The sequence below is a fragment of the Aneurinibacillus sp. UBA3580 genome, from assembly GCF_002375825.1.
In the GTDB taxonomy this organism is placed as follows: Bacteria; Bacillota; Bacilli; order Aneurinibacillales; family Aneurinibacillaceae; genus Aneurinibacillus; species Aneurinibacillus danicus.
The window spans coordinates 1-9,130 of record NZ_DFMZ01000119.1 but is presented as its reverse complement, the minus strand read 5'-3'; the positions used below and the strand labels follow the sequence as shown (position 1 = coordinate 9,130).

Genomic DNA, 9,130 nt, shown 5'->3' with positions numbered 1-9,130 from the left:
CTCATGATTTTCACAGAAAAATATTAAACTTTCTCAAAATGAATATTGACAAAAAACTGAAAAATAAGGTAGGATGTGATTAGCGGTCACATATCAGATGACCTGATAAGAAAGGATGTGGCGTGAAAGCGTTGCCAAAGTTTAACGTACGTAAAACGTATGAAGAGGTTGCTGATTATCTGCGTGAGCAAATTATCTCCGGCGTATATCAGCCGGGCACCCGAATGCCCTCGCTCAGAGAGCTGGGGGAGACGCTTGGTGTAGGACAATCAACGGTAAGGGAAGCGCTTAGCTCTCTTAAAACACTTGGGTTAATTACGATGAAGCAGGGGGAAGGCACGTTCGTTACCCGGCATGATCCTGAAGAGGTTATCTCTGCGTTCGAGGCATTACGTCCGGTGACGCGGCAGGAAATCATGGAGCTGCTGGAAGTTCGCAAGATTATTGAAAGCGGTACGGCCCGTCTGGCCGCTGAGCGGCGAACGGAAGAAGAACTGAACCAAATTGAGAAAGCGCTTAAAGAAATGAAAAAGGCGCTTTCTGAAGGAGATCTGGGAGATGCACCGGATTGGAAGTTCCATTATGCGGTCGCCAGCGCTTCACACAATCAAACCCTCAAATCCGTAATGATGTCTATCTCTGAAGCGATGGGACGCTCATTGTATGCCAGTCGCCTGGAGCTGTATCGAACGCAGGGTGTTCCGGAAGAGTTATACAAAGAACACGTGAACATCTATGAAGCAATTTGTGCTCAAGACAGCAAGCGGGCCGAAGAAGCTATGCTGTATCATCTGCAAGGAGTGGAGGAAAAGATGCTGGAATAGCGCTTTTCTTCTAAGCAGAAAAGTCAGATGACCTGAGGTATTTGGCATGCTAACTTATCAGATCACCTGAAAGCTATAGGTGACTATTCGTCAGGGGACAAGCCAATAGGCTGACCATATAAACATATCTAAAATTTAAGGGTAAAAGAGGTGTATGTTATGCAAACATGGACGCAAGTGTATGCTCCGTTGGGGAGTCTCGGGTTGTCAGCCGCTGTGGCAGTCATTCCTATCGTATTCTTTTTCCTTGCGCTGGCTGTTTTCCGTATGAAAGGCCATACCGCAGGATTTATCACAGTGCTGCTCTCCCTGATTATTGCAATTGCTGTCTACAAAATGCCGTTTTCTATGGCACTGGCCGCAGCCGGATACGGATTCTTCTATGGTTTATGGCCGATTGCGTGGATTATTGTAACCGCTGTATTTTTGTACAAAATCACCGTGAAAACAGGACAATTTGACATCATTCGTTCTTCCGTCGTATCGATTACGGACGACCAGCGTCTGCAGTTACTGTTGGTTGGTTTTGCGTTCGGGGCATTTCTGGAAGGTGCCGCCGGATTCGGTGCGCCGGTAGCGATTACTGCAGCACTTCTGGTGGGCCTCGGGTTCAATCCGTTGTACGCGGCGGGATTGTGTCTTATCGCCAATACGGCGCCGGTAGCGTTCGGGGCGATGGGAATTCCGATTATTACTGCAGGTAAAGTGACAGGTATCGATGCATTTGTAATTGGTCAGGCGGCAGGCCGTCAACTGCCTCTGCTGTCTGTTATCGTTCCGTTCTGGCTTGTTTTCATTATGGACGGTCTGCGCGGTGTGCGTGAGACATGGCCGGCGGTTCTAGTGGCCGGCGGTTCATTCGCAATTACGCAATTCTTTACGGCAAACTTCATCGGACCTGAGCTGCCGGATATTACGTCCGCTTTAGTTAGCCTGATTTCGCTTGCCGCATTCCTTAAGGTGTGGAAGCCGAAGCGCATCTTCCGCTTTGAAAATGCCGGTATGGCGGCGACCGAAGCAAGCGCAACGGCCGCTGTCGATACTGAGAAACGGTATACGGCCGGTCAAATTTTCAAAGCATGGTCTCCGTTTATCATTCTTACCATTATGGTAACCATCTGGAGCCTGCAGCCATTCAAAAAGCTGTTCGATAAAGGCGGGGTATTGGAGTCACTGGTCATTAAAGTCAATGTACCGTTCCTCGATAAGCTCGTTATTAAAGCGGAGCCGATTGTAACGAAACCGACACCGTATGAAGCATTATTCAAACTGGACATTCTGTCTGCAGTCGGTACAGCCATTCTAATTGCAGCCATTATCTCCATGTTCGTACTGAAAATGAAGCCGAGTGAAGGGTTGAAAACGTTTAAAGAAACGTTGTCTGAATTGAAAAAGCCGATTCTTTCTATCGGTCTGGTGCTTGCGTTCGCCATGGTTGCCAACTATTCCGGTCTATCATCTACACTGGCACTGGTGCTGGCAGGGGCAGGCGGTCTGTTTCCATTCTTCTCGCCGTTCCTTGGCTGGCTCGGGGTATTCCTTACAGGTTCCGATACATCAAGCAATGCGTTGTTTTGCAGTCTGCAGAATGTAACGGCACAGCAGATTGGCGTCAATGAAACACTGCTTGTCGCGGCGAATACAACCGGCGGGGTAACCGGCAAGATGATTTCTCCGCAGTCGATTGCGGTGGCATGCGCGGCGGTTGGACTCGTCGGCAAAGAGTCCGATTTGTTCCGCTTTACTGTTAAACATAGTCTGTTGTTTGCCGCTATTGTAGGTATTATCACATATGTCCAAGCTTACTATTTGACCTGGATGCTTCCATAAGAGCAAGCGTACAGGTATGACAAAGCAGGGAGATGCCCTTGTTCCATGGGACAACGGCGCTCCCTCTTAGTGTTTTGCGAAAACCAAGAAAAAGCAAGGAAAGTAAAAGAAGGACTAAGATTTAATGAAGAAAAAGGCGTTCGTTTTTTTCCGCAGATGCGTCTTAGTTTTTTCTTCTGTTTCTACTATTTTCATTTATTCTTTGGAGGTGTTTACCTGTGAAGGTCTCCATTTTTATTACATGTTTATCGGATGCAATCTACCCGCAGGTCGGGGAAGCGATGGCCCGACTCCTCGCACGGCAGGGGATCAAGCTCCATTTTCCTGAAGCCCAGACTTGTTGCGGCCAGCCCGCGTTTAACAGCGGATACTGGGATGAAGCGCGGGCCAGTGCCCGGACGCTTCTTGAAGCATTCGATGACAGCGATTTTGTCGTATCGCCATCCGGCTCATGTACCGGGATGATTCAGCATTATTATCCGACCCTGTTCAAAGATGATCCGGTCATGCTTAAGAAAGTGCATCAGTTTTGTGGGAAGACGTACGAATTCTCCCAGTTTCTTGTAAATGTGTTGGGCGTTACAGACGTAGGAGCACATTTTCCGCACAAAGTGACATACCATCCTTCCTGTCACGGAAGCCGGCTGCTTGGCATTAAAGAAGAGCCTCGCCAGCTTCTGGCCAATGTGAGGGGACTTGAGCTTGTCGATTTGCCGTTCGCGGAAGATTGCTGCGGATTCGGCGGTACATTCGCAGTAAAGATGTCTGATATCTCCGGTGCAATGGTTGAGGAGAAAGCGCAGCACGTGCTCGAAACCGAAGCCGAAGTGCTGGTTGGCATGGATATGGGCTGTCTGATGAATATTGGCGGCCGCCTGCGCTATGAAGGCCGTCCGGTGCGTGTTATGCATCTGGCGGAACTGCTGTATGAAGGGGTGAAACAAGAAGTATGAGCACAACGTTTAACCCGACAACTACAATCAAAGAGCGGGCCAGAATATCTTTAAATGACGAGTTTCTTCGCAACGCGGTAAAATACACGACGGAAAAGCTCCGCACGTCCAAAAAGCTTGCTTCCGATGAACTGGGCAACTGGGAAGAGTGGAGGGAGCGTGCTCGGCAAATTCGTCTTCATACGATTGCCCATCTGGATTATTACCTGTCTGAATTCGTGAAGAATGCACGCGCAAATGGTGTACACGTTCATTTTGCATCGACGGCCCGGGAAGCGGTGGATATCACATTGAAAATCGCTGAGGCGAAGGGCGCGAAATCGGTCGTAAAATCGAAATCAATGGTATCGGAAGAATTGCACATTAATCACCGGCTTGAAGAGATCGGGGTGGAAGCAATTGAAACCGACCTGGGTGAGTACATCATTCAACTGGCGGGTGAAACACCGTCTCATATCATTATTCCGGCCATTCATAAAAATAAGCAGCAGGTCGCCGACTTATTCTCAGAGGAAGCAGGCGAAACACTGCCGCCGGAAACGCCTATCCTTGCAGGCTTTGCCCGCGCCAAGTTGCGCGAGAAATTCCTTGAAGCGGACATCGGCATGACCGGGTGCAACTTCGCTATTGCTGAGACCGGATCTATGGTGCTGTTCTCCAATGAAGGAAACGCCCGCATGGTTAGTACTGTGCCGAAGACGCAGATTACGTATATGGGGATGGAGCGGATTATTCCGTCGCTTGAAGATTTGGAAGTGATGGCGACGATGTTGCCGCGTGCAGCTACCGGACAGAAGCTGACCGTGTATATGTCGGCGATTACGGGGCCGCGCCGCCCGGATGATTCGGACGGCCCGGAAGAAATGCATATTATTATTCTGGATAACGGCCGTTCTTCCCAGTTGGGGGATCCGGAATTTCAGGAAGTACTGAACTGCATCCGCTGCGGCGCTTGCCTCAATGCTTGTCCGGTCTACCGCCACGTCGGCGGGCATACGTACGGCTGGGTGTACAGCGGTCCGATCGGGGCGGTGCTGACGCCGCGACTGAATCAGGATACGGAGAAGTGGGGAGAAGTGGCATACGCGTCCAGCCTCTGTGGTGCGTGCTACGAAGCATGTCCGGTCAAAATTCCGCTGCATGACATGCTTGTCTATATCCGCCGCCAAAAAGTCGAAGAAGGGCATACGCCGGCATCAGAGCGCATGGCGTTTAAAGGATTTAAATACATCATGTCCAATCACCGCCGATTCAAGCGTACAGTAAATTTAGGCAGAACGGGCCAGAAGGTTGTCGTCCGCGATGGAGTGATTACATCGAAGATCGGGCCGCTGAAAGGGTGGACAGAGTACCGGTATGCGCCTTCTCTGGCAGAGCATTCTTTCCGTGATTCCTGGAGAAATCTATACGCGGAATTGGAAGGAAGTACGCCGGACATGTCTTCGGATGTGATGAAGCGGTTAGAAGAAGCGAAAAAGAAACAGGGAGGAAGACGCCATGAGTAAGCAGGGTGAAGACATCATCCGCCAGCTGGACGATCAGGCGGCGCAAAAAGAGGAGCAGTTTTTCGCGCATATTGCAAACCGGTTGAACCGGCCGCGCATCACCCGGGCGCCTGCCCATCCGTTCCGGGGTGCGCCGGACTTCTGGCATGCGTATGATCTTTCTGAAGAAAAACGTATCGAATTATTTATGGCAAATTGGACCAGCATGGGAGGCAACGCGCAAAGGTTTTCCGATATAGTGTCGTTGCGTACGTATATTGAAGATATGGCCAAAACAATGAAAGCGAAATATATGATTCGCTTTGATCATCCGCTTCTCAATGAGATGAATGTGGAACAAAACCTGCCGGATGTTGAGATGACAGTATGGAACGAGCAGGCGCAGGAGGAGCTTCTGACCAAAGCGGCAGGCGCCGATATCGGCATTGCCGTGGTGGATTACGCTATTGCCCACACAGGAACAGTGGTAGCCGTCTCCGGCGCGAAGCAAGGGCGTTCGGTGAGCCTTCTGCCGACAGTGTTTATTGCTGTGCTGCGGGCGCACGATATAAAAACGAAGATGGGTGAAGTTATGGCGGATTTGACGCGCCGCTTCGGTACTAAACTGCCTGCCGGTATCCACTTTATCAGCGGTCCGAGCCGCTCCGCTGACATTGAGAACGATTTAACGATAGGGGTGCACGGACCGGGTATCGTGCATGCGCTGATTTTAGATTAATAGTGAAGAGCCAGACCGTTAGTTTTCCGGCCTGGCTCTTTTTATATAAAAAAGAATGAATGAGAACATACTATAGGATGTCATCGAATACTACACGGATGGAGTGAATAAAAATGAACCAATATATGCAGGCAATCCATGACTATAAGGAAAGTGTAGGCGCATTTCAGCAAATAAGACCGGAGTTTACGAGCGCATACAACGAATTTACCGGTGCAGCCTTTGGAGACGGGGCAATTTCGCAAAAGGATAAACAGTTGATTGCGCTTGGCGTCAGTCTGGCTTCCCAGGATGAGTATTGCATTTTGTACCATACGATGGAGGCGCTGCATAAAGGGGCGAGCGAGCAGGAAGTGTATGAGGCGTTGCAGGTGGCAGCGGCTCTTCGCGGCGGTTCGGCGTTTTCCCAGCTGACGCTTGTTCAGCATGCATTGGCCGAGTTCAATAACCGGGTACAGTAAGCGAAACGGATTCTCTTATGTTTTACACATTTAAAAGAGGGGGTAAAGACAAACAAAAGAATCAAGAAGGAGGCACGACTTATGGCAGAAGAGAGAAATGAACGGGAAAAACACGAAAAGGGCAAGCTTGCCGATGTCCAGGATTGGGATCCGTTAGATACCCCGCAGATTACCGAATCCCGCGAAGCGCAGCGCCGTCTCGGACGGGGAGCGGAGATGCCCGGATTGTATGAAGCGGATAGAGCAAAGACGGAAGACGGCGAGGAAGAAATGACGAAAGAGGAGCGGCTTGCTTCCATTCAAAAGAACATCAATCTTATTAAGCAGGGGATTACGGAGAAACAATGAAGGCCAAAGAAGTGGCCGACAACTTCAAAAATCTCACGCGCGGAAAAGATGGACAGAAATAAAGAGGCCATCCGAGAAGATTCGGATGGCTGTATTTATTATAAAGATTCGCAAAGTACGCGCACGAACGCTTCCAATCCTTGCCGGTCAATTTCATCAAATCGGCCTTTCTCAGGGCTGTCAATATCAAGGACGCCGATGAGTGTACCATCTTTTATTATTGGTACGACAATCTCTGATTGGGAGGCGGCGTCGCAGGCGATATGGCCCGGGAATTGATTGACATCTTCTACAAGCAGCGTTTTCCGTTCTCCGGCGGATGTACCGCAAACGCCTTTGCCGAGCGGAATGCGCACGCAGGCCGGCAAGCCCTGGAAGGGCCCTAAGACCAATTCGTTTTTGCTTTCTTCATATAAATAGAATCCGACCCAGTTGATGCGGTCGAGGAATTGGTTCAGCAGAGCGGAAGCATTCGCCAGATTCGCGATAAGGTTTGGCTCATCTTCGATTAGTGCTTTGAGTTGTTTGCCGACGAGTTCGTAGTTTTTCTCGCGGGATGCCTCATATCTTTCGATTTTAAACAATTTTCTCATCCCTTCTTCTTAACAAAATGTATGTATATATGATACAAGAGGTCAGCGTCGTTTGACAAATCATTAAACCCTCTAGTTGTTTTATATACAAGGATTGCCTGATATACATTGTATGCTTTTTAAGCGGTTAACCCTATTTTTTAGTGTTAAGACAAATTATTTTGCGCGTACATACGCAAAAATTATTTGCTGCAAATTTAATTTGCATATCATAAGTAAAGAAAGTGTAGGGATAAATGAAATGAAGCAGAAGAAAACACGGTAGGATTGTTCGAGTGATTTTGGCATCCTAATTGCATAACTTAAGGTAAGAATTAACGAAAACGAAGATAACAGGAGGGTATCAAATGATTCCATATCGTCCAGAACCGTTTACCAACTTTGCCGAGGAACAAAATATGAAAGCGATTAACGAGGCGCTTGAGAAGGTGTCCGCGGAGCTGGGCCGCGACTATCCCCTCGTCATCGGCGGCGAAGAAATCATGACGGAAGAACGGCTTGTATCCGTCAATCCGTCCGCCAAAAAAGAAGTGATTGGAAGTGTGTCCAGCGCCGACCAGGCGCTTGCTGATAAAGCGATGAACGTGGCTGCGGAAACGTTCAAGACATGGTCCCGTGTTCCGGCCGAGCACCGTGCCGGCTACCTGTTTAAGACGGCAGCCATGATGCGCCGCCGCAAGCATGAGTTTTCCGCCTGGCTGATGCTGGAAGCCGGCAAGAGCCGCGCCGAAGCGGATGCCGATACGGCGGAAGCGATCGACTTCATGGAATATTATGCGCGTCAAATGCTTGAGCTCAAAGACCGTGGCCGTCAAACACTCGTCCACCTGCCGGGCGAAGATAACCGCCTGGAATACATCCCGCTGGGTGTCGGGGTCATCATTCCGCCGTGGAACTTTGCGCTGGCGATTGTCGTAGGCATGACGACCTCGGCGATTGTGACCGGTAACACCGTCATCTTAAAACCGGCCAGCCAAACGCCGGTGATTGCCTATAAATTCTATGAGTTGCTGGTAGAAGCGGGTCTTCCGGCCGGCGTTGTCAACTTCCTGCCGGGGCGTCCGGATGTGATTGGCGACTATCTGGTGGATCATAAACTGACACGTTTCATCAGCTTTACGGGTTCGCGTGCGGTGGGCTTACGCATTCATGAGCGTTCGTCCAAAGTGGCACCGGGCCAGATCTGGATGAAGCGTCTGGTGGCCGAGATGGGCGGCAAAGACGCCATCGTCGTCATGGACGATGCGGACCTTGAACTGGCCGCGCAAAATATCGTGGCGTCGGCGTTCAGTTTCTCCGGCCAGAAGTGCTCGGCATGCTCGCGTGCCATCATCCATGAGAATGTGTATGACCAGGTGCTGAATCGGGTCGTGGAGATTACGAAAGGCCTGAAAGTGGGCGACGTGCGGGATGCATCCAACTACACCGGTCCGGTCATTGATGAAAAAGCGTTGAACAAAGTGATGGAGTACGTCGAAATCGGGAAGAAAGAAGGCAAGCTGCTCACAGGCGGCAAGCCGATTGGGGACGAGGGCTTCTTCGTGGAGCCGACCATCTTCGCGGATGTGGACCCGAATGCGCGCATTATGCAGGAAGAAGTGTTCGGTCCGTTCGTGGCGTTCACAAAAGTGCGCGATTTTGACCATGCGATGGAAGTGGCGAACAATACGGAATACGGCCTGACCGGTTCCTTGTTCACACGCAACCGCGAGTTGATCGAGCGTGCGCGCGTTGAATTCCATGTGGGCAACCTGTACTTCAACCGCAAGTGCACCGGGGCGATTGTCGGCGTGCATCCGTTCGGGGGCTTCAACATGTCCGGCACGGACTCCAAAGCGGGCGGTCCGGATTATCTGCTGCAGTTCACGCAGCCGAAATTGACATCGGAGATCTTGTAA

At 50.2% G+C, this 9,130-nt stretch carries 9 protein-coding genes; 8 read left to right on the top strand and 1 reads right to left on the bottom strand.

Annotation, left to right across the window (positions count from 1 at the left end; genetic code table 11):
- Positions 1–122 precede the first annotated feature (122 nt).
- The 7 genes from B2899_RS16630 to B2899_RS16600 all read left to right on the top strand — a co-directional run bounded on the left by B2899_RS16630 (position 123) and on the right by B2899_RS16600 (position 6,639).
- The gene (locus B2899_RS16630; RefSeq protein WP_146812339.1) at positions 123–824 is read left to right on the top strand and encodes a FadR/GntR family transcriptional regulator; all 702 of its coding nucleotides are present in this window, start codon (positions 123–125) and stop codon (positions 822–824) included.
- Positions 825–983: 159 nt separating this feature from the next.
- Positions 984–2,654 (top strand): lactate permease LctP family transporter, encoded by a 1,671-nt coding sequence (locus B2899_RS16625; protein ID WP_146812338.1) that lies wholly within the window; start codon positions 984–986, stop codon positions 2,652–2,654.
- 218 nt (positions 2,655–2,872) lie between these two features.
- The gene (locus B2899_RS16620) at positions 2,873–3,607 is read left to right on the top strand and encodes a (Fe-S)-binding protein (RefSeq protein ID WP_146812337.1); all 735 of its coding nucleotides are present in this window, start codon (positions 2,873–2,875) and stop codon (positions 3,605–3,607) included.
- The gene (locus B2899_RS16615) at positions 3,604–5,112 is read left to right on the top strand and encodes a LutB/LldF family L-lactate oxidation iron-sulfur protein (protein ID WP_286887245.1); all 1,509 of its coding nucleotides are present in this window, start codon (positions 3,604–3,606) and stop codon (positions 5,110–5,112) included. The genes B2899_RS16620 and B2899_RS16615 overlap by 4 nt, the downstream gene beginning before the upstream one ends.
- Complete coding sequence (locus B2899_RS16610; protein ID WP_146812335.1) at positions 5,105–5,830, top strand: LutC/YkgG family protein; 726 nt, start codon at positions 5,105–5,107, stop codon at positions 5,828–5,830. Before B2899_RS16615 ends, B2899_RS16610 begins: the two co-directional genes overlap by 8 nt.
- Before the next feature lie 113 nt (positions 5,831–5,943).
- On the top strand, positions 5,944–6,291 hold the full coding sequence (locus B2899_RS16605; RefSeq protein WP_246147442.1) for a carboxymuconolactone decarboxylase family protein: 348 nt from the start codon (positions 5,944–5,946) through the stop codon (positions 6,289–6,291).
- 81 nt (positions 6,292–6,372) lie between these two features.
- Positions 6,373–6,639 (top strand): hypothetical protein, encoded by a 267-nt coding sequence (locus B2899_RS16600; protein ID WP_286887240.1) that lies wholly within the window; start codon positions 6,373–6,375, stop codon positions 6,637–6,639.
- 98 nt (positions 6,640–6,737) lie between these two features.
- Here B2899_RS16600 and B2899_RS16595 read toward each other — a convergent pair whose 3' ends face one another.
- Positions 6,738–7,223 (bottom strand): GAF domain-containing protein, encoded by a 486-nt coding sequence (locus tag B2899_RS16595; RefSeq protein ID WP_146812332.1) that lies wholly within the window; start codon positions 7,221–7,223, stop codon positions 6,738–6,740.
- A 356-nt stretch (positions 7,224–7,579) separates the two neighbouring features.
- On the opposite strand from B2899_RS16595, the gene pruA reads away from it, so the two are divergent.
- On the top strand, positions 7,580–9,130 hold the full coding sequence (gene pruA, locus B2899_RS16590) for an L-glutamate gamma-semialdehyde dehydrogenase (protein WP_286887239.1): 1,551 nt from the start codon (positions 7,580–7,582) through the stop codon (positions 9,128–9,130).